Origin of the sequence: Emticicia sp. 17c, assembly GCF_037153985.1 — a bacterium.
Classification (GTDB): Bacteria; Bacteroidota; Bacteroidia; order Cytophagales; family Spirosomataceae; genus Emticicia.
On sequence record NZ_JBBAYI010000008.1, the window covers coordinates 61,760 to 85,047 of the forward strand.

The 23,288-nt window shown below is 43.9% G+C and carries 23 protein-coding genes; 8 read left to right on the plus strand and 15 right to left on the minus strand.

The annotated features are described in order from the left end of the window. Positions 1-233 precede the first annotated feature (233 nt). The 3 genes from WAA15_RS15795 to WAA15_RS15805 all read left to right on the plus strand — a co-directional run bounded on the left by WAA15_RS15795 (position 234) and on the right by WAA15_RS15805 (position 5,414). The gene (locus WAA15_RS15795; protein WP_337043768.1) at positions 234-3,041 is read left to right on the plus strand and encodes a tetratricopeptide repeat protein; all 2,808 of its coding nucleotides are present in this window, start codon (positions 234-236) and stop codon (positions 3,039-3,041) included. 94 nt (positions 3,042-3,135) lie between these two features. Next, positions 3,136-4,530 (plus strand): phage portal protein, encoded by a 1,395-nt coding sequence (locus tag WAA15_RS15800; RefSeq protein WP_337043769.1) that lies wholly within the window; start codon positions 3,136-3,138, stop codon positions 4,528-4,530. 227 nt (positions 4,531-4,757) lie between these two features. After that, positions 4,758-5,414: a hypothetical protein gene (locus WAA15_RS15805; protein ID WP_337043770.1), complete on the plus strand. Its 657-nt coding sequence runs from the start codon at positions 4,758-4,760 to the stop codon at positions 5,412-5,414. 170 nt (positions 5,415-5,584) lie between these two features. Here WAA15_RS15805 and WAA15_RS15810 read toward each other — a convergent pair whose 3' ends face one another. The 4 genes from WAA15_RS15810 to WAA15_RS15825 all read right to left on the minus strand — a co-directional run bounded on the left by WAA15_RS15810 (position 5,585) and on the right by WAA15_RS15825 (position 8,114). Then, a complete protein-coding gene (locus tag WAA15_RS15810; RefSeq protein ID WP_337043771.1) occupies positions 5,585-6,310 on the minus strand; it encodes a 3-keto-disaccharide hydrolase in 726 nt (241 codons plus the stop codon). Between the two features lie 132 nt (positions 6,311-6,442). Next, the gene (locus tag WAA15_RS15815; RefSeq protein ID WP_337043772.1) at positions 6,443-6,709 is read right to left on the minus strand and encodes a hypothetical protein; all 267 of its coding nucleotides are present in this window, start codon (positions 6,707-6,709) and stop codon (positions 6,443-6,445) included. 101 nt (positions 6,710-6,810) lie between these two features. Further along, positions 6,811-7,200, minus strand: a complete 390-nt coding sequence (locus WAA15_RS15820) for a DUF1398 domain-containing protein (RefSeq protein ID WP_337043773.1) — start codon at positions 7,198-7,200, stop codon at positions 6,811-6,813. Between the two features lie 146 nt (positions 7,201-7,346). Then, positions 7,347-8,114, minus strand: a complete 768-nt coding sequence (locus WAA15_RS15825) for a helix-turn-helix transcriptional regulator (RefSeq protein ID WP_337043774.1) — start codon at positions 8,112-8,114, stop codon at positions 7,347-7,349. 194 nt (positions 8,115-8,308) lie between these two features. On the opposite strand from WAA15_RS15825, the gene WAA15_RS15830 reads away from it, so the two are divergent. The 3 genes from WAA15_RS15830 (at position 8,309) to WAA15_RS15840 (ending at position 9,723) form a co-directional block, all read left to right on the plus strand. Beyond that, the gene (locus WAA15_RS15830; RefSeq protein WP_337043775.1) at positions 8,309-9,031 is read left to right on the plus strand and encodes an RHS repeat domain-containing protein; all 723 of its coding nucleotides are present in this window, start codon (positions 8,309-8,311) and stop codon (positions 9,029-9,031) included. Beyond that, on the plus strand, positions 9,031-9,207 hold the full coding sequence (locus tag WAA15_RS15835) for a hypothetical protein (protein WP_337043776.1): 177 nt from the start codon (positions 9,031-9,033) through the stop codon (positions 9,205-9,207). The genes WAA15_RS15830 and WAA15_RS15835 overlap by 1 nt, the downstream gene beginning before the upstream one ends. Before the next feature lie 261 nt (positions 9,208-9,468). After that, positions 9,469-9,723 carry a hypothetical protein gene (locus tag WAA15_RS15840; protein WP_337043777.1) on the plus strand — a complete coding sequence of 85 codons (255 nt, stop codon included), beginning with the start codon at positions 9,469-9,471 and terminating at the stop codon, positions 9,721-9,723. 359 nt (positions 9,724-10,082) lie between these two features. Here the strand turns inward: WAA15_RS15840 and WAA15_RS15845 are convergent, their stop codons facing one another. The 5 genes from WAA15_RS15845 to WAA15_RS15865 form a co-directional block, all read right to left on the minus strand. Next, complete coding sequence (locus tag WAA15_RS15845; protein WP_337043778.1) at positions 10,083-11,540, minus strand: Gfo/Idh/MocA family protein; 1,458 nt, start codon at positions 11,538-11,540, stop codon at positions 10,083-10,085. 156 nt (positions 11,541-11,696) lie between these two features. Next, positions 11,697-11,843 (minus strand): hypothetical protein, encoded by a 147-nt coding sequence (locus tag WAA15_RS15850; protein ID WP_337043779.1) that lies wholly within the window; start codon positions 11,841-11,843, stop codon positions 11,697-11,699. A gap of 61 nt (positions 11,844-11,904) precedes the next feature. After that, the gene (locus WAA15_RS15855; RefSeq protein ID WP_337043780.1) at positions 11,905-12,162 is read right to left on the minus strand and encodes a hypothetical protein; all 258 of its coding nucleotides are present in this window, start codon (positions 12,160-12,162) and stop codon (positions 11,905-11,907) included. Positions 12,163-12,358: 196 nt separating this feature from the next. After that, entirely contained in the window at positions 12,359-14,995 is a 2,637-nt protein-coding gene (locus WAA15_RS15860; protein WP_337043781.1) for an ABC transporter permease, read from the minus strand. Then, a complete protein-coding gene (locus tag WAA15_RS15865) occupies positions 14,992-15,327 on the minus strand; it encodes a PadR family transcriptional regulator (RefSeq protein WP_337043782.1) in 336 nt (111 codons plus the stop codon). The genes WAA15_RS15860 and WAA15_RS15865 overlap by 4 nt, the downstream gene beginning before the upstream one ends. Positions 15,328-15,581: 254 nt before the next feature. Between WAA15_RS15865 and WAA15_RS15870 the strand changes: the two genes are divergently transcribed. Continuing rightward, entirely contained in the window at positions 15,582-16,667 is a 1,086-nt protein-coding gene (locus WAA15_RS15870; protein ID WP_337043783.1) for an FUSC family protein, read from the plus strand. A 21-nt stretch (positions 16,668-16,688) separates the two neighbouring features. On the opposite strand, the gene WAA15_RS15875 is transcribed toward WAA15_RS15870, so the two are convergent. From WAA15_RS15875 to WAA15_RS15885, 3 genes are read right to left on the minus strand one after another with little or no spacing between them, the layout of a single operon-like run. Beyond that, a complete protein-coding gene (locus WAA15_RS15875; RefSeq protein WP_337043784.1) occupies positions 16,689-18,086 on the minus strand; it encodes an alpha/beta hydrolase in 1,398 nt (465 codons plus the stop codon). A gap of 24 nt (positions 18,087-18,110) precedes the next feature. Beyond that, positions 18,111-19,424, minus strand: a complete 1,314-nt coding sequence (locus WAA15_RS15880; RefSeq protein ID WP_337043785.1) for a hypothetical protein — start codon at positions 19,422-19,424, stop codon at positions 18,111-18,113. A gap of 12 nt (positions 19,425-19,436) precedes the next feature. After that, entirely contained in the window at positions 19,437-19,574 is a 138-nt protein-coding gene (locus WAA15_RS15885; RefSeq protein WP_337043786.1) for a hypothetical protein, read from the minus strand. Here WAA15_RS15885 and WAA15_RS15890 point away from each other — a divergent pair. Continuing rightward, positions 19,566-19,691: a hypothetical protein gene (locus WAA15_RS15890; protein WP_337043787.1), complete on the plus strand. Its 126-nt coding sequence runs from the start codon at positions 19,566-19,568 to the stop codon at positions 19,689-19,691. The two genes, WAA15_RS15885 and WAA15_RS15890, sit on opposite strands and share 9 nt — an antisense overlap. Positions 19,692-19,769: 78 nt before the next feature. On the opposite strand, the gene WAA15_RS15895 is transcribed toward WAA15_RS15890, so the two are convergent. The 3 genes from WAA15_RS15895 to WAA15_RS15905 all read right to left on the minus strand — a co-directional run bounded on the left by WAA15_RS15895 (position 19,770) and on the right by WAA15_RS15905 (position 23,215). Beyond that, complete coding sequence (locus WAA15_RS15895; RefSeq protein WP_337043788.1) at positions 19,770-20,501, minus strand: carbon-nitrogen hydrolase family protein; 732 nt, start codon at positions 20,499-20,501, stop codon at positions 19,770-19,772. A gap of 295 nt (positions 20,502-20,796) precedes the next feature. Next, complete coding sequence (locus WAA15_RS15900) at positions 20,797-22,206, minus strand: ATP-dependent DNA helicase (protein ID WP_337043789.1); 1,410 nt, start codon at positions 22,204-22,206, stop codon at positions 20,797-20,799. Between the two features lie 271 nt (positions 22,207-22,477). Then, positions 22,478-23,215, minus strand: a complete 738-nt coding sequence (locus WAA15_RS15905) for an Ig-like domain-containing protein (RefSeq protein ID WP_337043790.1) — start codon at positions 23,213-23,215, stop codon at positions 22,478-22,480. Positions 23,216-23,288: the final 73 nt, after the last annotated feature.

Genomic DNA, 23,288 nt, shown 5'->3' on the forward strand with positions numbered 1-23,288 from the left:
ACACCCCGCTTGTATTAGGTATTTGGCTAACACTACATAGACACAGGCATCTTTATGAGCCTTTTTCAGAGCAGCTTTATTTTTAACGCCAACATTTTGTTGCCCAATGTGCTGGTGTTTTTCTGAGAGATAATGCCCCAACGCCCGATTAATAAAAAAACTGGTGATTTGCCTGAAATTTTTTTAACTTGCTGCAAACAGCAAAGCTGAGTAAAATTATAGGGCTTGATTTTATGACTAAAAAACGGTACAATATTTTTCTGGCTTCTTCGGAGCAACTGGCGAAAGAAAGAGATGAATTTGAAATAGCTATCGGCCGTTATAACGACGAACTGGACGAGAAAGAAACCATGCTAACGGTGGTTCGGTGGGAGTCGCTTGACCCCGCCGTGCATGATACCCCCAAGCAGGATTTCTACTACAAAAAACTCAAAACCTGTCATATTCTCGTGCTTGTATACTGGGGCGAACTGGGCAAGTTTACCAACAAAGAGTACCAAGAGGCTCTTGCGTTATTTAAGGCACGTGGGGTGCCTCATATTTATATCTGTAAAAAAACAAACCCTGTTTCGTTTACGCCTAAGCCAGAGAACGTCAGGAATCTGGAAATCCTTGAGGCCGAACTTGCAAAAACAGGTCAATGGCCGTTCAGGTTTACCGAGGTAAGTGAGTTTACGCTTAACATCAGAGACCATATCGGTAAATTATTTACTGATAAAGATAACCTCGATTTTGTGTATGGCTCTGAAGCCCCCTACCTGAATTATTACGAAACAGAGGCAAAACTCCTGAGCCTTAATGGGGCAATTGAACCCAGCCTTTTTATTGGCCGTAAAAACGAACGCGAGCAAATACGCACCAGCCTGACAAGTTCGGGTAGTTTGGTACTAATAAATGCCGAAGGGGGTATTGGTAAAACCACATTGGCCGCCCGATACTGGCACGATACCCTGCACCATTACCAGTACAACGCCTGGCTTTTCTGCGAAAACGGTATTCTGGAAGCCCTGAAAAGTCTGGCAGAAGAACTGAACGTGAATCTGTCGGGCATGGACGAAACCCAGCAGTTGCAAGCCCTTAAAAGGGCCTTCAAACAAGTGCATGATAATTGCCTGCTGGTGCTCGACAACGCCAACAACGAACCCGACCTCCATTGGTTCAGGCGTGAGTTTGCGGGGTTTCACTGGCACGTACTCATAACCAGCCGTTGTAATGGGGTATTTCCGTCCACGCAGGAGTTGCCTATTAGGCACTTGCCGCCGGCTTTGGCCAAAGATCTCTTTAAGCATTTCTACAACGAGCCTACCAACCCGCAGTTTGAGGTCCTGCTCGACCGCCTGTTGGAAGCCATTCATTATCATACTTTACTGATAGAGATTTTTGCCAAGAATCTGGCCGAACTAAGGGGTGCAGGAATAACACTGGCTCAGTTCTTGCAACAATTACAAACCGGAGGTTTGTACCTGAAAGCCCATAGTTTTGAAATAAATACCGACTACACCCTTGCCCCCAAGCATGGCCCTGCCACCACCGACGAAATTCTGGATAGGCTCTATGATTTTAGCAAGCTTGCCCCAGAACAAATAAAGCTACTGCTGAACTTGGCTATTTTACCCGCCGAGCCTTACGAGCTGCGTTTCCTTAATGAGCTTTTAGGGCAAAACCTGCCAGAAATAGACCTGACTTTACTGAAAACCCTGAAAGAACTGGTAAAGAAAGGCTGGTTAGGGCTGGTAGAAGAAAATTACCGCCTAAGCCCTGTTATACAAGAATTGCTACTAACCAAACACCAGCATCTCTTAAAACAACAAACACAAGGCTTAATTGACAGGCTAATGTTTATACTAAAGGACGACGCTTATAACCTGATAAATATCAGTTTAAAAGACGCTGCTCCTTACATTAAACTGATTGAAAGCATTAACAAAAGTTTCAAGGCTTTGCCAGATAAAAATATTGCTAATTTGAATTTTAGTGCGGGGGTTTATGCCAACAATACAGGTGACATAGTAGCAGAAAGCAGTTACTGGGCTAATTACCATGCTATTTATCAGGCATTAAACAATCAGGAACCAGCCAATCTAGTCTATAAAAATGGTTTAGCTATTTCTTATGAGAACCTAGGAAGTATCTATCGGGCAAAGGGAGATTTGGATAAAGCCTTGGCGCATTATCAGGATGAAGAGGCATTATTTAAAGAACTATGTGCCCTTAGTCCTGACAACCTTAGCTATAAACATGGTTTGGCTATTTCTTATAGTTATCTGGGAAATATCTATGAGGCAAAGGGTAATTTGGATAAAGCATTAGAGCATTATCATGAGTATAATCGTTTGAGGACAGAAATAAATGCTGTCAGTCCTGACAACCTTAGTTATAAACATGGTTTAGCTATTTCTTATCACAAATTGGGTAATATCTATAAATCAAAGGGGGATTTGGATAAAGCATTAGAGTGTTATCGGGAAGATTTAAAAATTACAAACGAACTTGATAAACTTAGTCCTGACAACCTTAGTTATAAAAATGGTTTAGCTATTTCTTATGAGAACCTAGGAAGTATCTATGAGGCAAAGGGAGATTTGGACAAAGCATTGGAGCATTATCAGGAATATAACCATTTATGTAAAGAAGTTGTTAAACTTAGTCCTGATAACCTTAGTTATAAAAATGTTTTAGCTATTTCTTTTTATAAGTTAGGGGATGTTTATAAACAGCAAAAGAATTTTTTGGAGGCTTTATCTTGCTTATCAGAGAGCCGTACGCTTTTGCAAACTGTGTGTAAAGCTACACAGGGTGTTATTGTGGAGTTTGTCTATAATTTTGCTGGTATTTCCAGAGACCTTGCCGACTTAATGAAAATACTACTGGCAGAGCATTACTACCCAGAGGCAGAAGTGCCTGACATACAGGCTTCGGCAAAAGCCATCCGGCGTGAGGCTTACGCAATCATTGCCCCATTAGCTGAAAAAGGTTTGTTACAAAAAAATCAAATAGGGCTTTATGAAGAGTTAGCCAATGAAGATTGGTATGGGTTTTAGGGGAGGGGTGTTGGTTTTGAGGTTTCACAAATTATTTTCAATTTATACTTATAATGTAAGTATAAATTATTATATTTGTTGAAAAAATATCCACATGAAAGTTTTCGAGATTACCAACACCCACAACATCGAAGAATCAATCAGATTTTTCAGAGAATCCAAAACACACCCAGCCGTCGAGACCCTCAAGGCTCAGTACGAGGTGAGTCTGCACCCCGTTTTTGACTGGCACAAACGCCCCGACCGCAAAATCCTGAATGAAGACGGCAGTTTCGACCGCTGGGATGCTGTCAATCGACTGGGTTTGCCAATCCAGAAAAAGATAGTCGGCGCATCGGTGGCTTTCCTGTTCGGAAATCCGGTCAATCTGGTGGGGCAGCCCCGAAACAATGCCGAAAGTAAGGTGCTTGACCTCCTCAGAACCATTCTGGCCGCCAACAAAATGGACAGTTTCAACCGCAAAATTGCCCGCGATTTGTTCAGAGCCACCGAGGTAGCCGAAGTATGGTTTATTACCGGCGAAAGTACCGACGAAAAACACAACGATTACGGCTTTGAAACACCGTACAGGCTCAAGGTATTGAAAATAAGCCCGTGGACAGGCGACGAGCTGTATCCGTTCTTTAACGAGTACGGCGACATGACCGCCTTCTGCCGCGCGTATCAACGGCAGGGTGACTCTAAACTGGTGACTTTCTTTGAGGTCTACACCGATGAGGAATACAAACTTTTTGAACAGACCGACGAGGGCTGGGAAGAAAAAGTTTCGGGCGTGAATGCCATTCGGAAAATTCCGGTCATATTTGCCAGAGACGAACACGCCGACTGGGCAGAAGTACAAACGGCTATTGAACGGCTGGAACACCTGCTGAGCAACTTTGCCGATACGAACGATTACCACGGCAACCCCAAGATTTTTATTGAGGGCGAAATTGAAGGCTTTGTAAAAAAAGGTGAAACGGGTGCTATTATTCAGGGAGAAAAAGGCTCGAAAGCCTCATACCTGAGTTGGGACCACGCGCCGGAATCTATCAGGCTTGAAATCGAAACGCTTTTCAAAGTGATTTATGTGTTTACCCAAACGCCGGATATTTCGTTCGATACCCTCAAGGACCTCAAACAGGGTATTTCGGGCGTGGCACTGGAAATGCTTTTTATGGATGCCCACCTGAAAGTGCAGGAAAAACGCGAGATATTCGACGAATACCTGCAACGCCGCACAAACCTCCTGAAAGCATATATCGGTTGGCTAAGAACCGACTACAAACAGGCAGCAGCTACGCTGGCGGTTCAGTCGGAAATTACGCCGTATATGATTAACGACCAGGATAGCCTCATCCGAAATATGACTAAAGCCAACGGCGGTAAAGCCCTGTTGTCGCAGAAAACGGCTATCGAAAAGTCGGGTCTGGTTCATAATGCCGAACACGAACTGGCACAAATACAAAAAGAAGCCGCAGAAGCCAGAAAGCCAGTAACAGAAAAATAGTGTTTACACTGAGCCAATGTGCCGATAAATACCCAGACACACTTACAGGATGCCCCGTACCTGTAAACTGTGGGTGTTTATCGGCACAGGGTTTTATCAGGAGCCTATAAAACCGAAAAAACTTTAATGAGTGCCATTAAATAAATTTTTGCCTTTATACAAGCCCAATACTTGGCTTTTGTTTAAATTTTACTTCGTATATTAGCTAGAGTTAAAATTAGCAGATAATGATTTTTATTGGCAAATCTATTCGGTTCGTTGCGCTGCCCTTGTTGTGTTGTGTGGGCAGCATAAGTGCGTTTTCGCAGCTTTATTACAAAAATGGGCAGGTAGCTTGGCAGGGGCTTAATGCGTATTACGAAAGCGGGAAAAACGCTTTTATTCCTCCGGCCATCTATTATGAAAATCAGCAGCGGGTGTTAAGTGGTGCAACTGTTTACTATGAGGGTGGTAAAACTGCATGGAATGGCTCATCTCTTTACTATGACGATGGTAATATCGCTTGGAATGTAGGTGGTTTGGCGTATCACCGCAACAGAAAAACGGCCTTTACTGGTACAGATGCTTATTATGACAATGGTACGAAGGCATTGAGTAATATCGTCACAAATTTTGATGAGCAACAATTAGCCGCTATACCGCTTAGCGAACTGGCACTTTCGGCGGAGGTAAGTATCCTGATTAAAATATCATCTGGTAAAGTATTTTTTTGTGGCCTGAAATTCAGCCTTACAGAAAGCCACAAGTTCGTTTTTGACTATGAAAACAAGCAGGTCGAAAATCATATAAATCTTGGCAGAGATATTTTTGTTCAAATAGTTTCGCCCCGAAATGCCCCCGTCAGAACAGCCGCTCTGTATGTTTTAGGTGTAAAGGTTTTGTAGGGCAATATTGGTTAAGCAGGGCTATTTTTTATTTCTTCTACCAGCGATTTTAGTTGAATCTTACCACCCCCATAAAAAACAAATACTTCATACACTGGCGCAAGCCGGAAGGGGGTAGGCTGTGCCTATGTGCCTGCGCCAATATTGGGGTAAATAAGCAATAATCACACTCAGAGTTTGTGTATTTTGATGTTCCGGTACCAGACAGTACTGCCCCAGTCTTGCAGGCCGATTCGACCGCTGAAAATGGCTTTGGCAATAGGTGCTTTGGCGAGTCCGCTTTTGGCGATACGGTCTTTCCAGTCTTTGCTGTTGAGGTCATGCTCTTGTACCATAAAGCCATTTTGATAGACAGTAAGTTTACCTTTCTTCACAATAAAATGAATCTGGTTCCATTCGCCTTGTGGGTTGCCTTCGCGCAGGCGGGCATTAGCCACACCGAAGAAGTCGCTGGCGCGGTGGGTGTTTTCGGCGGCACCTTCGTAAATTTTATCGTCAATAACCTGTAATTCCAGTCCGGTATCGTGCATATTTTTATACTGAGGGGCTTCTTTCACAAAAAAGAAAATACCGCTGTTAGCAAACTTGCTCACTTTCCATTCGGCTTTTAATTCAAAATCACCGCTAAATTCTTCGTCGGTTACGATATCGCCGCCGTTTTTGGCTTTATTACCGGCGCGTTCTGGCACACTCAGCTTGATGGCGCCCTCGTCGATTACCCAAGCCGACCCAACATCTTTTGCGCCGTAGGCATGCCAGCCTTTAAAATCTTTGCCGTTAAAGAGTAGTTTCCAGCCTGCTTTTTTTTCGTCGGCCGAAAGTGTATTGGGGTTTTGTGCAATTGTTGTACCTAGTGCAAGGCTAAAAAACAGAATTAAGGTTGCGTATTTAAGCATGATAAAAAAAGGTTAAGTGTTGTACCTCAACAAATATACGCGCTTTTGTTGAGGTATCCAGCCAAGAGCCTCAGAAGTTTTAATAATGCCTAAACCTGCCATTATCAGGTACTTAGAGGCTATAAAGGAGGCTTATTTCTCGTCCAGATTGTTGGTCTCAAAGGTTGACTCGGCTTTATCGGGGTAAGTATTTATATCGTCAGGAACATAGCTGATGCCCTCGTCGGACGGATGCGGTTTTTCATCGGGTAGTTCTTCGTCTTCCAGATTTTCATCTTGCAGAACCTCTTTGTCTTTCAAGGTTTCGTTGTCTGATTTCCCGTTGCCAGCCACAAAAGTGTTTGGTAGGGTTTTTCTGTTCATCAGAAAATAAGGGGCAAGTATGTGTGCTGTTTTCATGGTATTGCTTTTTGTGGGCTAAGTTAAAAAAACTATACCAGCTTTTGAAAACTTGTGGGGGGATTCCCCCCCGAAATTTTATTCGGGGGAAGAAACTCGGCTTATTGTGGTATCTCTTCAACTAGTAGTTCATGGCCCGCTTTGTTGTAGTAGGTGCAGGTCATTTTTTCCATCGAAACCACCCACTTGTTTATGCCTAGCCTTGCACAACTGTCGCAGAATGCGGGGTAGTCGGTCTGGCCTGCTTGGTGGGCTTTTAGTTCGGCTATGAATTGCGGGGTGTCAGACTGCTCTGCAATAGTGAGAGCGGTATATTTGGCGGCTGAAGTAAGCTGCTCTTGGCGTTGGCCTACAAAATGTGTATGGCCGTCGCTTACGTAAGTTTCGTAAAAAACAATGCCTAATTGTTTAAGTTCCTGAATGTATTTCGGGAAATCGGCCCCTGATTTTACTTTTGCGTGTGCGGTTTTAATTTGCTCTAATGTAAACATAATGCTGATTGTCGGTTTTGATGAAACAATATTTAACCTGCTGGCCAATGCTGTTTAATACCTTGCAATATTGACCAGTGCCATAGGTTTATCTGCGTACAAATTTCCGACAATCGGGTGGGCTGGAATTGTAAAAAATCGTTTTTCTATAACGAACGCTTGAAATTTTCGGGGGTGTCGCCTGTGTATTGCCTGAAGTCTTTAATGAAATGCGCCTGATCGAAAAAATGGTTTTCGTAGCAGATGTCAATCAGCGATTTTTCGGTAGACAGCGCATTAATAACCGTGTTGAGCCGCACAATGGAGGCAAATTTCTTGGGCGTAGTGCCTACCAGTTTTCTGAATCGTTTTTCAAACGGACTCTGGCTGATAAAAAGTTTTTCGTTCAGTTCTTTGATACGGATATTGCCCTTTGCGCTATAAATCAGTTTTACGGCTTCTATTACCAGTTTATCGGTCTGAATATCTTTCAACTGTGACACCAGAAACTGTTCTACGTGCTGAATCCGCTGTTTGTCGGTTTGTGCCAATGCCAGTTTCTCTTCTATTTCACGCACTTTTTCGGTATCGAAAAGGTTGTCGAGTGCCACACTCTGGTTAAATAGCTCATGGGCGGGGCTTGTAGAAAAATGCGCAAAACCGATTTCGGTAAAATAGACAAGAATAGTACCTATACCCGCCGAGTTTTTGAAAACCTTGTAGGTATCTGCCATGCCTGTAATGCCTGCACCTGCAAGGCTGTTTTCGTGTTGTTGGTTCAGTACCGAAAGCCTGCCTGTGTACTGAAACCCCAGTACGAGGCTCATAGAGGGCAACACCTTGTAGGTATGCTCGTGAGGATTCTCGGCAATAATAAAGTGCCGGATATAAGGCTTTAGCCTGTCGCTCGGAAGTACCTTGTCGAATCGCATCATGAAAAATCAATAAATAAAGATACACAATAACAACCATTTCTGAAACCCAGAAGTGCCAGATACAAAACCGGCTACTGCCCTAAAATACTTTATACGCTTGTTTTTATAGAGAAATTGGCCAGAAGCCTTGATTTTGCGTATTTTTTTTGCTTAATTTTGTATATTCTGTTACATAAAACCCAACGCAACCGATTATGAAAAAATTAGCTATTCTTTGTCTGATTGTTTTAGGCGTGGCCTGTAAAAAGAACGAAGTAGATACTGGCACTCAAAGTTTAGGTAAAAGGCTTGTCAGCCTGACGGCTAATAACAAACCCCAATACACATTTGTGTATAAGAATAATCTTCTGACGAAAGAAAACTACTTTGGTTTTTGTGAAACAAACCCAACCGACGAGTACAGTTACGAATACAAAGGTAATTTGTTATATAAAATAACCATGAAGAGCCGTAGTTTGTACTCAAGCACTTTGGCGTTGTGTAATCCGGAGATGGGTGTTTTGTCAGAAGAAATATTTGAGTACGATAAAACCGGAAAACTGGTAAAGATTAGTAGGCTTAACGATGTAGTTACCGAATTTGTGTATGATACCAAAGGCCGTGTTGAAAAGCAGTTAATTAAAAATGGGCAGAATACCTCGGTTACTACTTTTGAATACGATGCCCGCGATAATATTGTTCAACTCAATAACCCCGATGGCAGCGTGGTTATTTATGAGTATGATAACCACCCCAACCCTTATTATTACATGAACCAACGCCCGGGCTGGATAAGTGCTTTTAACAAAAGCCCGAACAACGTAATAAAAGCAACCGGAGGCAGCAACTTTACAAGGGTATTTACTTATGCAGCCGACGGTTTTCCTGAAAAAGTGCTTGAGAACAACGGCATTAGTTATACGTATAATTATGAATAATGATTTTTAATAAACAGGTTCTGCTTTATTACCCATATCAGGAAGTTGCCGGAAATTTTTCTATGCCTTTGAGTGCCTTGCCACCAAAGGCATTTTTATTGGCTTCTCTGCCCATAGTGAGCCTGAGAGTTCGGCAAAAGGCGTATGCTCTCCGGCAAAAAAATCGGGAGCAGTAACCAAAAAATAACATAAAAATAATGGTGTAAGGGCAATAAGCTGTTTGTGCTACCTTTTAATCATCAAAAGGGTTGGTAATTTATTTTTTTTTAATATTGTTTAATTTTTTGTGGTTTTTTGTTGTTAAAGTTTAAACAAAAAATGTACCTTTGTATATATCATTGCTGCTTATGACTCTCTACCCCTGCAAGTTTATAATTAATTCCACCTGCTTTTAACATAATTTATCTGATTTTACCATTTTTAAAATGACATAAGCAATGAAAAATTTTCAGGAACTAAACAGAGACATTACCTACGCACTGCAAGAATGCGAAATTGCTTATAGCGATTTAAAGACTAGTTATTTACAGGAATCGTTGGTGATTTCGATTGACAAGGAGATTCCGAAAGAAAAACTAAAGAAATTTGTTAATTATCTGAACGAATCGAACCTTCATTTTCAGTCTTCCTTTTCGCCTAATACGGGGTTTATCAAGTTCACAGTATTTAATCCAGAAAGCGTGGGCGTGTAAGCTGGCCGCTAGTGCCTGCTAATCTTGATAGGGTTTTAGCACACACAAACAGAAGTATCATGTTTATTAGTAAAAACATACGCTTTTTCCGCAACTAAAAAACCCGTTAAGATTATTTACCAGCTATACGCTGGGCCAAATAGAACCATTGCTACTATCAAAGCATACGAAACAGGGGTTGGCTTTTCATGAAACCCCACATTTGAATTCATTCGAACTGCCATAACTTAACACAAACACCACAGATGAAGATTTTAATTTTAGGTATGAATAAAAAATGAAACGCCCTTTTCCTGACAGGAAAGGGCGTTTTTATGAACTAGGTGCTGTACTGTTTCAGGGCTGTAAAAGCCGCTTAACTACACTTTCCAGCCATCGCGGTAGGTTGTTCTACCTACAAACTGATTGGCTTCTTCCAGATTCGTGATTCTCATATTTTCACCATCCCACAATAGTTTTTTACGGGCAAAAAACTCTGCTTGGCCTTTGCTGTTGTCGCGTTTTAGCAAATAGCTTCTGATAGCCAGATTCCCCATCAGAACGGTTTCTGTCATTGGGCCGGCGTAATCGAACGACGAGGTAAGCCCCAGATGCTCTTTGCTTTTGAAACCAGCCTTACAGGCATCAACCCATCTGCGTTGGTGGCCGTATTCAGGCTCAATGTCTTTTGGTAAATCAGGGCCGTTTTCTCTGGTTCCATCGCTCAGGAATAACTTCGGCATCATAGGCGAGCTATCGTTGATATTGGTCGAGATAATTCCTTTCTCGCCTATTATCAACACGCCGTTGCTGCTGTTGGTGCCGCCAATATCTTCATTAGCCGGAATGAGGTCGGGGTGTGAGGGTCTGATACCGCCATCGCTCCACGTCATTTCTATCGGCGATTTGCTCTTTGCTGTGGCTCCAAAATGTAAGGTAATGAACGAAGAAGCCGGACAACCCTCAGGGTTATATTCAGGATTCCACATTTTGGTATAGACCGAGGCCACGCTACACTCGGCATCGGTTGGGTATTTCAAGCCCAGGGTTCTAAACGGAATATCTATCAGGTGGCAACCCACATCGCCCAATGCGCCTGTGCCGTAATCCCACCAGCCACGCCAGTTAAAGGGGTGCATATTGGGTATATAAGGCTTATATTCGTTAGGCCCAAGCCATAGGTTCCAGTCTAAATCTTTAGGTTTAAGGCTTTCGTCGGGTTTAGGCATGGCGTTGCCTTGTGGCCATACGGGGCGGTTTGTCCAGATTTGTACTTTCGATATTTTGCCTAGTTTACCGGAGTCAACCCAGCTTTGTACGGTCTTGAGTAGTGGGTTCGATGCCCCCTGATTTCCCATCTGGCTCACAATTTTGTATTTACGCGCCATTTCTGTCAGAATACGCGCCTCACGAATGTTGTGTGTCATGGGTTTTTGCACGTACACGTGTTTGCCGCGCTCCATGGCAAAAGCTGCCGCAGGGCCATGCACGTGGTCGGGGGTCGAGATGGTAACGGCATCGATGTCTTTTTCTTTGTCGAGCATCTCGCGGTAATCGGCATATAATTTAGCCGTCGGGAATTGCTTCACGGTTTCTTTGGCAGAGCCAGAAAAATCTACATCACAAAGGGCCACTACGCGCTCACGACCTTTTACCGAGGCATTGGTTATGTCGCTGCGGCCTTTACCTCCGGCTCCGATGGCTGCAAGGTTAAGCTGGTCGCTTGGCGAAATAAAACCTACGCCACCCAGTACGTGTCTGGGAACAATAAAAAACGAAGAGGCAATGGCTCCTTTTTTCAGGAATTCCCTCCTTGACTCGCTTGTCTTTTTCTTCATGTCTGAATTCTATATTTTAGGATTGAATAATTGCGTTGTAAAACACACGAAGCTGGTATTTTCGTCGGTTTTCTTTTGCTGTGCTAAAGTAAAAAAATTACGGGCAAAAACACTCAGGAAAAACGAATAAATTTCGTTCGCAGGGGTTGGTGGCGGTTAATTGCTACACAAGGATTCTGTGGAATATGACAATACAGGGGCGGCCTCAAGAGTAGAGGCGGGCAATAAAAATGCCTGACCGCAATACACCAGATAGCGGGTAGGCATCTGGGCAGTCAGGAATGCTTGCAGCGAATGGGGCATATACTACACCCTAATGGATATACTTAAGCTACCAATAAAATTGTAGTGTAAAACGGCGGTGTTATTGGGCCGCCGTTTTTTTGTTAAATTCATCGAAAAGGTCAGAACTGATAGAGACTGCCTTCTCCATAAGTTTGGCCCCGTATTTTTCGCCCGTTTTATAAACGTTATCAAAGGTTTCCTTGAAATTGTCGCCAGCGGTTTTGTTGTCTTTGCCGTCAAGGCTGCTCACTACGTAGTGCAAACCGCCTAAAATAATGGCTGGCTGAATGGCAGCCAAAGCACCTAAAAAACCTCCTATTTTGCCCGAAGTACGCATAACTATATATGTTTTGATTGAGTCAGAAAATTAAAAACTGTTCAAAAGTACATATACACCGCCACCCCACCAGAAAAATATAGATAAGTGGTTAGTTTTATAGACAACACAAGGCAAAAATTTGATAAGTATAGGTTGTTGAAGGGTAGCGCAAGCCATTCATTCTTATTTGCCTGCGCTACCCTTGCCCTGAGATTTATTCTGTTTTGAGGTTTTTTACTGGATTCATACGGGCGGCTTTCAGGGTTTGAGAGCCTATGAGCAACGAAGCCAGTAATGTAACTGCCAGTAGTGGCACAATGAACTCGTATAGCTCTAAGGGTAAATGGTACACAAAGTTTCGGAGTACCAGTTTATCAAAGAAAAAATAGGTTGCTGGCAGCCCTATGAGTGCCGCAATGGCAAGCAGGCTGAGAAAACCACGGCTTAAGAGGTAAATCAGGCTGCTTTCGTTTGCACCCAGCACCTTGCGGATGCTGATTTCTTTCAGGCGGATTTGGGTGGTAAATACTACCATACCAAATAAACCCAACGAAGCAATGCAGATAGCCAGAAAACTAATAAAGCCTATTACCTTTACCATGACCGAAAACTGGCTGTATGCCTGCTCAAGCTGGTCGTTATAAAAACGCGCACTTAGCTCATGCACCTTGTCGATTTTCTGCCATGCGGTTTCAATGCTCTGCATGGTGGCGGGTATATCGGTGGTTTTGAGCTTGACATTTATATAACCCCACGGCTCGTTGTCCGAATAACCAAACATAACCGGCTCAATTTTGTTTTCGACGGTTCCGTAGTGGAAGTCTTTCAGAACACCTATGATGCTGAGCTTTTTGCCATCAACCATAACGGTTTGTCCGAGGGCTTTTTGTGGGTTCCCCTGCCCAATATTGAAACGTTTCAATAATTGCTCGTTTACAATTACTTCGCTTTCTTCGCCTTTTTTGGGGTGCAGCGTAAAGTTGGTTCCGGTCAGGAGTTTGTGTTCATGAATGGGTAGGTAGTGTTCGTCAACCATATTGAGCCATACCATAGCCGAATCGGGCGGGCTGCCGTATTTCATGGTTGTGCCGTGCATACTGCCGAGGCTTGTAATCATGCTCGATTTTGAAATTTCCTGCACGGCAGGAATTTCGTTCAACTCTTTAATGAGTAGGTCGGCATTGTTTTGCTGTATACGGATATTCAGAATGTTATCAGTCTTGAAGCCTAAATCGAGCGAAAGAAAGCCTTTATATTGCCGATAACCGATGAGGGTAGTAGCAATAAACACCAACGAAAGCGTATATTGCACAACAATGAGGGCTTTGCGCAGATTGATATGGCGGAAGACTTTAAACTTGGCGTTGTCTTTAACCACCTGCAAGGCGTTGATACGCGCAAAAAACAAGGCAGGTAAAAAACCAGCCATAATACCCACCCCAACAGATAGCAGCAGAAAATAAAAAATGAGCCTAAGCGAGAGCCGGAGCGAAAACAGGTTGCTCAGGAAGGAGTCAAGCTCCAGAAAATGCCCCCGCAAAAAGAGAAATAACAGAAAGGCAAAAATAAGCGACAACAGGGCTGTAAAGACCGATTCGGTCATGAATTGCCCGAAAATATGCCCACCCGGTGCGCCAATAATTTTGCGGATGCCTACCTCGCGGGCGCGCCGTAGCGAACGGGCTATTGACAGATTCATGTAATTGAAACAGGCCGACAAAATAACAACCAATGCTAATACGCCGAGCACCCACATAACCACAGGTGGCACGGCAGGCCCAATGGCATTTGACAGCGATTTGCCCAGTACAATGCTTTTGAGTGGTTGCAGGCTTAGTTGTATTTTATCGGTATCAGAGGTTTTGTTTTCTTGTGCCGACAGCTTGTCGAGACTGGCTTGCAGGGCCTGTGGGGCAGTACCCTGAGGCAGCACTACATATACGTAGTTTGACCAGACGCTGTTCCATTGATAAAAGTTTTTGTCGGTTTTGCCCATGCTGGCTTCGGCGGAGGCAAACGAAACAAGGGCATCGAAACGAATGTGCGAAAACTTGTCGGGTTCTGCTATTACGCCGCTTACCACGTAGTTGAGGGTATCAAATTTAACTACTTTGCCTAGTGCGTCGGCTTCGCCGAATAGCTTCTGAGCGGTTTTTTCGGTCAATACCAACGAGTAAGGTTCTTTTAATGCTGTTTCGGGGTTGCCTTTGAGCATCGAAAAAGAAAAAACCTTGAAAAACGATTCGTCGGCCCATAGGCCATTTAGCGGCAGGTACTTTTCGCCCACATGGGCATCGCCCGAAAACCCTTGCCGCATAATGGTGAGGTTTTCTACACCGCTGACCGACTCTCTGATACGCTTGCCAGCTTTAACAGAAGTTGAGGCCAGTTCAATTGTAGTGTTGCCCTTCGAAGTGGTTATGACCCGATAGATGCGGTCTTTTCTGACATGGAAATCATCGTACGAACTCAAGTCGGTTAGTAAGGCTACTACCAGCAAGCCTACCGAAATGCTTACCGCCAGCCCGAAAATGTTAATAAAAGTAAACAATTTGTTGCGCACCAGACCGCGCCGAAAAGTTTTAAGATAGCTGCTAATCATAATTATGTATATGTAAAAGTTGAAAAAATCAGGTTCACGAATGGTGTATAGGCGAAAAAACTTAAGCACGTCGAGCCAGTAAATCAGTCTGGCATAAGTGGCTCCTCTGGTTTTAAGATTCCGCTCGAAATATTCGTTCAGGTCTCCCTGAAGGTCTTCCAGTAATTCAGCACGGCAATACCACCCCAACAGGCGTTGTGCCATGCGGGGCGGGTTTACAGGCAATTGTTTGTTCTGAGGTGCTTTCATATTGACCCCTCCAGATTAAATCCGGGAATTATCCGCCATAGTGCCTCACGGGCTTCTTTGGCTTTCAGCAGGGCTACTTTTCCGGCATGAGTTACTTCATAAAAGCGTTTGCGTTTGCCTCCTCTGGCACTAGTGGCTTCGCCGAGGTGGCTTATTACCAGCCCTTTTTCTTCGAGCCTGTTCAGCACGGCATGCGCAATGCCTAGCCGTACGGTGCGGCCGGTGTGTTTGCTTAGTTCGTCGCAGATGGCCACGCTGTATGCGCCGCTTACTAAAGCCGCAATGGTGAGTAGCACGAGTTCTTCAAATTCGCCAAGATTGGTTCCTTTCATATACTTCAAAAACTATTTATTCTGTAAATGTATGTAAAATAAAATTATTAATTCTGTATTTGTATGTAAAATGTTTCTGGCTGCAAACAAATGCCTTTATTGAAACCTGAGCAAGTGCTTTTTAAGCATTAATAAGGGGCATTGTATGCTGCGTTGCTGAAGCTACAAAAAGATTACTACGGCCATTTTTTTATTCCACCATACTTTATGCTGACTTTTCCTTATTATTTGCATAAAAATGTATATTTGCCTTGATGTTTACACAAACGAAAGATATTATCCGGCGCGAAATCAGGCTGTTTTTCCAGTTAAAGCAGTCGGAGCGGCTGTGGCACATTCCGGTGTTGGCCTCGGTTTGTGTGGGTTTGCCGTTGCTGGCGGGGTATGCGGTTGGCCGGCTCGATTTCGGTACGTTGGCCAGTATGGGCGGGTTGGTTATTTTGTATCTGCCTTCAACCAACCTCGAAAACCGAATGCTTACGCTGTTGGCTTGTTCGTTCGGGTTTGTGCTTAGTTTTACCATAGGTATTGTTTTCAGCTTTAATACTTACCTATCGGCGGCGGTGCTGGGGCTGTATGCGTTTGGTGTAAACTGGCTTACCAATTATTTCAGGCTGCCGCCACCGGGCAATTTCTTTTTTGTGATGATAGCCTCAATGGCTAGTTGTATGCCTTTCGATTTGCTGGCTATTCCGGCTAAAGTTGGGCTGATAGCCCTCGGAACCATAGGCGGGTGCTTGTTTGCGATGGCGTATAGCCTGTATATTGTGAGGAAGTATCCTGAGAAAATCAAAGCCCCTACTGCCAGAAAACGCCATTATACTAACCTGACGGAGTCGATGATTATAGGGTTATTTATTGCGCTTTCGTTGCTGACAGGGCATATTTTTGAGTTTGATAACCCGTACTGGATACCTGTTTCGTGTCTGGCAATTATGCAGGGTATGAATGTGGTGCAGGTGGGGCAGCGGAGTTTTCATCGTATTGTGGGTACGTTTGTGGGTATGGGGTTTTCGTGGGTATTGCTGCGGCTTAACCTTTCTACTTTGCAAATCTGTATCAGTATTATTGTGTTACAGTTTATTATTGAGGTGCTGGTGGTGAGGCATTATGCACTGGCAGTAATATTTATTACACCGCTGACCGTTTTTCTGATTGAACTCAGCCGAGGGGCGGGCATAGATGCTAATGGTGTAATTGCCGCGCGTTTTCTGGATATTACCATTGGTAGCCTGATAGGCGTGCTGGGTGGCTGGCTGTTGCATAACCAGAAACTGCATCAGAAAGCCGAACGGCAACTCCGCAAAACAAGAATTGCCATTCTTCGGAAACAGACATAAAATGCTTGCGGATGCTGTTGGTTACTCTGCGGCGGCTATAACTGGCGGCTCGTTGTCGTTGGCTTGTGGCTGGCGCAGCAGGTTTAGCACCTTATCGACCACGGCCCTGCACGTAAACACATACCGATGATAATTGGTGTATTGCCTGTTGTTTACCAGAATTGCCAAGCTGCCTACACCCTTGTAATCGGCGTTCTGGAGTATCTTTGCTACATCTCTGAGTGTGGCGGGGTTCTGCAACCTGAACGGATATTGGTTTGTAGGCGTAAAATTCTGCCCCTTGATGAGGTCGGCTAGGTTAAAAAACGTAAAGCCATCCTGTAATTTATTGGCCTGTTTTGCCAGAAAATCGCCATAATTGCCGAGGTTACGGTATAAGTTGCTTTTCTTTTGCCGTTCCTGAGTGTCTGGTTCTTGGTCGAGGGCTTTGGCTCCTACAAATTTTTTGGTACTGGCATAAAGCAGAAAATCGTTCTGGTCATGAAAAATATGTATATGGTTACTTATTTTTTTGAGGTTTTCGAGGTTATATAAAATCGGGTCTTTGCTGTTTTTCCGTTTAAAATTGTTTGGTATAGGCTGTACGTCTTTCTGTATAGCCATGTGCGTAATGTCGGGGGCCATTAAAAAAATATGCTCGAAGGTAGTCGACAAGCCGTTGGGTAGGGGGTTTGTCATGCCGTTCAGGAACTGCAAACCGAACGAATGCACCACCAGATTCAGGAATTTTCCGCGCTGTTTGAGTTGCTGCGATAGTTCGGTAAAGAAACTGAAAAAACCTTTCTGGGTAAATTCTTCGCCTGCCCTGATGCTGTCGTCGTCAACTTCTTTACGGTCTGCCCGCCCCTGCGAAGGCCACATCAGGAATATAACTTTGGCAATAGCGTTTTCTGGATGAGCCATGTAATTCTGTGCAAAATGATTCAGTAAATCGAGCTTCATGTTAGCCATAAACCTTAACTGAAACCCATGAATATAAATAAAGACGTGGGTGCGTTGGGTTTGCATGGCATCAATGTCTTGCAGAATCCTGTTTACAAAGAAGCCTGAAGGCATCGGATTGAGCCTTACGTTGGCTTCCTCAACAGGCAGGCGCACAGGCATAAACGAAAGCTGGTCGGGGGCGCGGTCGCTTAGTAGTTTGGGTTTGCCAAAGTCGTCTACCTCAATAAACGACACAATGTATTGCGCTTTGTCTTCGTCGGTCAGGGTAGGGCATTCGGCATCTACTTCAACGGCTCCGGCCCACACGAAACGGCCATTGTCGATTTCGTACCAGCTATCATCCCCTTCGATGGTGTCTCCTGTAATGGGTTTTTTAATCTGGACAATATCTTGTACCGTTAAAGTTTGCAGTTTTTGAGCATTGGTATTAGGGCTTGCAAAAACATCTGTGTTACGGTTAATGATTCCTTTCATGAGTATGCTTAATGTAGATGATTGTTATTTGCCGCCATTATTTGTGTTGCCTTCAGATGTTTTGAGTTTAATTAGCCTGTTAAGGGTATCGAACCAGAATGGCGCACCCAACGAAAGTGCCAGTATGGTAAGCACAAAACCCCCTAAATGCGCCCAGAAATAGTGCCATTTATATTTAAAAGCACTCAGAGTAACAAAGCCCTCTTTTGGGTTGCACGATTCCGCCGGCGGCAAGGCTTCTTTCAAAACAGGTATGTCGAGGTGTTCGGGTACAAGCAGAAACTTTGAAGTTCCGTATGGCATACGCACAAAGCCTTTAGGTATGGCAGTGTTAGAGTCATACTTTAAGAACTCAGGAAGCCCCCACGAGGTCAGGATACTTTCGGATTCTTTTATGTCGGCCTCCAACGTTTTTTTCAGGTCGAGAACCATGTCTAACTGTTGTTGTGCGGCATCTTTGGTGGTATCTGGCGGGGTAATGTTATTTGCTTTAGCGTCATCTGGCGGGCTTTTCTTATTGGCTTTGGCGGTAGCTGATGCGCTAGCATCTGGCTTTTTATTATTGTCTTGTGGCTTGGCGGTTTTGTCTTTTGCATTGGCTGTTGGTAGGGTTGGGTTTTTCTCGCTAAACTCAACGGCCATTGTTACCAGCCTGTTGCGGGCGGCTTCGTCGTTCGAGAGTTTTTTTATGATAGACAAGGTATCGATTTTAAACGTAACTGCCAAAGCCAGCCCTATCAATATCAGAAAAGCCTGTGAGGTTTGCTTATACCAGCCCGAAGCCCGTTGCATGGTATTAAGAAACCAGCTTTCTAATGATTTCTTGAATTTCTCTACATCATTGTTGGCATCGTCGAGCAAAGACTCAATCAGTTTTTTTGTTTCGGAGTTTTCGGTAAACAACGGCGAGGTTTCAAGCCCCTGTTTGATGGCCGCCAGCGGGCCAGCATTGGGGTTATCGGCTTTGAAGGAGTCGAGCAACGCCTTGGTGAAGTTTTCGGGCGAAATAAAAGAAGGCGTATTGCCCAGCCCACCGCTTGAAAGAAACTTGATGAGCGGCTGATTAAAAAAAGCCTTGAAAAGGGGGCTGTCCTTCTGGTTAATGGCTTTGCCGGTGACACGTACAAACGACGTAAACAAACGGGCAAAGAACGATTTGATTTTATTGGAGTATTGTTTTTCGTCTGATAACATACGGTTGAGCGCGTAGCTCAGGTTACGCGCACGCAAGCCCAGTATGGAGGCAATAAGCTCGAGTATTACTGTGGCATAAAGGCTATATAGCAGATAGATAAACACCAGACCGATGACTACATCGAAGGCAACATTCTGAAACATGGGTAATATGGGTTAAATGAGTACGAAAATATTATGAGCTAAAGCCTGTAATGAGGCCGTATTGGCGTTGTCAGGGTACATAGTTGTTTGCTGTTGTGCCAATGGCATTGGGGTATCTTCTGGCAAATCAATCCATCCGTAATGCTTCAACTTATGCGGTGCAGGCTTGCTATGGGGCTAAGATTCAGAAAAACTTTATGGTCAACAACAACAATTAAACAGGTAAACAAACGCACGTTGGCAGGAGTTTTTCAGGCACAGCAATAAATACTGTTTAAAAGTTACGGAGAAAATGGTTACGCTGTATCAGGATACCATTTTTTCTATTTTTCGGTACCCAAAAGGCTAGTTTACGCGTGCTTTTACACATTGGTGGGTAGTGGTGTCGAAAATCAGGATACCTTCCTGTGTGTGGTCGAGTTGGGCGAGTAGTTCGCCCGTATTACTCCAGACGGCACTCTGCCCCGCGCTTTCAAAGTTGTCGCAAGGGCCTGTACTATTTGCCATTAAAACGGGCATATTGTACTGGCGGGCTATACGTGGGTAATGGGCAAAGGCAGTGTTGATGCCTTTTTGCGACTTGGCTACACTGGCCAGATATATATTAGCCCCTAGCGCGTGTGCATGGGCAGCATGGTTCTCTTGCAACGATTCGTAGCAGATAGCAGGGGCAATGTTCAGGGCGTTGTGTTGCAGGATGAGTTGCGTATGACCCTGTACGAAATACGGAAGCTCGTCGGTATGGAGCATTTGCTTGGCATATATTTCCCGACTGGTATCGGGCCGGAAAACAAAGAGGGCAATCTGTATGCCTTTGGGTGTGCGCAAGGGTGCGCCTATGCCGAGCATAAGACGGTGCGCATGAGCCAACGACTCAAAAACAGTAAGCACGCCAGCATCAGGTGCTAATGCCAGTGCGTGGGCTAGTTCGGGTTCGTAGCTTGTGAGAGATAGCTCAGGAAAAAACAGGGCGTCGGCCTGATGGCGCACCGCAAGGCTAATAAGCTGCTCGTGCTTGTGTGTATTAGCAGGAATATTGCCCTTGACAGGGCGTATTTGTGCCAGACCGATTTTCATGTTTGCCAGAGAAATATAACAAGGCTAATTTAATAGATATTGGTCAAATAAAATAACTGGCACTGGCATAAGTGGTTTGGGCTGTTGGTTGGTAGTAGGTTTTGATTGGTAAATTGGAAAAACAAAATGTGGACAACTTGTGAATAAGCCAGTTTAGCTTATAAAATACTGGCTAATGGCATCGAATAGCAAATAATATTCTGGCAAGGTACTGTTGCCAGATGGTGTTTTTTATGCCCTCTATGCCAATGGTATGAGGTTATAGGGTGGCGAAGAAAAAATGTGTATTGCCCTTTTAATGCTGGTAATAAGCAATTACGCGTTCATCGACAATGATGTCGCTGGGGCGGATTTCCTTGTTCAGAACAATGCCTTCGAGGGTACGGCAGCGGCTCAGGGCTACGTAGGTTTGCCCGTGGCTGAACGCCCCGCTGCCGAGGTCGATAACCACTTTGTCGAATGTTTTGCCCTGGCTCTTATGGATTGTCATGGCCCAAGCCAGTTTTACCGGAAACTGCGTGAAGGTTCCGAGAATATTCTCTCTGATTTCTTTGCTTCGGGCATCATACCGATAGCTGATTTCCTCCCACGATTCGCGTTCAAGCTGGTACACATTTGCACCAATTTCTACCCAGATGGCTGTTTCTGTTAGTTTGCTTATATGCCCCACAGTGCCGTTAACCCAGCGTTTCAGGCTATCGTTTTTTATCATCATTACTTGTGCGCCAACTTTGAGTTTCAGAAACACATTGGTCGGGAAACGCATCTCGATTTCATCTTCAAATTCTTGCTCCGAAATCTTTTTTTCGGCCAAGCGGTTTTTTAGTTGTTCAAACTCCTCGTTGATTTTGCCTGTCAGGGCTGCTTCATAGCTGAACTCTTTTGTGGGCAGGTTTGCCAGATTCTCTTTGTTTATTTTCTTTACGTTACGGTTGGTGGTTGTTAGAAACACCGAACTGTTGTTGTCGCCCACGTTGTTGCGGTGGCGGCTGTTGAGCAACACAAAATCTTTGAAACTGGCGTTGTTTTCGCGTATGCGGTTTAGTACCTGCTTAAAACGTTCGTCTTTCTGCCTGAACACGTGTGTTAGTTCTTTCCGGTGATAAAAAAAATCGGTTTTAAAAACGGGGCTGTCGAAGAAATAATTGCCCCCGTAGGTAGCCTTGAAGTACTCTTGGAGGTCGGTTTTAACGACGGGAGGCAACTGGAACAAATCGCCGATAAAAACCATTTGCAGGCCACCGAAAGGCTCGTCGGGGCGGTTGCGGTTAATACGTAACGACTGGTCGATGGCATCCATAAGATTGGCACTTATCATCGAAACTTCGTCGATAATAACCATGTCGAGGTTTTCATATAAGGCATTTTTGGCGTATTCGGGTTTGAGTGTATGCGGCTGGATGAGCCTCGGCGGAAGCCTGAAAAACGAATGTACGGTCTGGCCTTTTACGTTCATGGCAGCCACGCCCGTCGGGGCCAGTATTACGTATTTTTTTGTGGTTCGGGCGGTAAAATACTGCAATAACGTCGATTTGCCAGTGCCGGCTTTTCCGCTGATAAAAATACTTTCGCTGGTGTTGTTCAGTAGATGCAGAATGTCTTTGAATTCGTCGGTAACGGTGAAGGCACTTTTCTGCTTTTCATACATATAGAAGCAGAAAACCACAATGGCAATAAACAAAATGAGTACAATAAGACCTTGCATGAGGGATTCAGAAATTCGGGTAATATGTTCAATATACAGCAAATTTGCAGGAAATATTGTTTAAATAAGCCAGTTTTTTGATGTTTTTACGGAATGGGCTTGCTAGTGCTACAAAATTTGACGTGTGGTAGTATAAAGAGTAGGTTTTACAAGGCTGAATTGGCTGCGGGTTGGTATAAGGCTGAAAAACCTATTGGCTGAAAAAAATTGTGGCAGGTATGTTAACATACCTGCCACAAGAAAAGATTTTAGTGGCTGAACAAACCCGTAATTATTTTTTTGCGCGCATGGCTTCTTTGTAAGATTTCAGTATATTTTTTAAATAATCAGGGTCTGGTTTTTCGCGTTTGTTGGGGGTGTAGGGTAAATACATAGCCACCAGCCCCAGAGAATCGTCAACATCCATAAAGATACAATAGTTTTTATTATCGTCTAGTGCTACTGCAAGGCCTTGAAACACACCAGAAACCGGATAACGTTCATGAATAAAGTCTGCCAACTCGTTAACAACTGCCTTCGTTGTGGTTAATATGACTAGGCTAGATTCTAACTGATTATTCGTAAAATGATAAATCACATATTGTACTTTGCTGTTTTCTCCGGCATAAAAAATATATTCGTTGTCTTCGCTTTTTATTTTTCTTTTTTCCATTGATTTAATTGCCTGTGCCGATTTTTTGAAATCCACCGAGGGTTCGGTATACATATTGGTATACGGCGTTATTTCAACACTAGCTTTTACAGTTCCTTCGTTTGTGTAGGCAATGACATCGGTCTTGCCGATTTTACGCCCTTTAAAATTACCGTCATAATCAATAGTGCCTATTTTGGTGTCGCTTACTTTCCAGTCGATTAGTGAGTTAGAGAGTGTTTGCGCGCCTTTTTTAACAGTAAATAAGTGTTTGCTATCGTATTTTAATTCTAAACTTGGGTCCGAGATAGTCAGAGGGTCTTCTTTGGTACAGGCACAGCAGAAGATAAAACACATCATGAACAGTTTTTTCATCATAAAAATTGATTTGAATAATACGTTTTGATTTGAAATTTGTCAGCAGCTTGGCAAGCGCAAAAGCGGGTAGTTC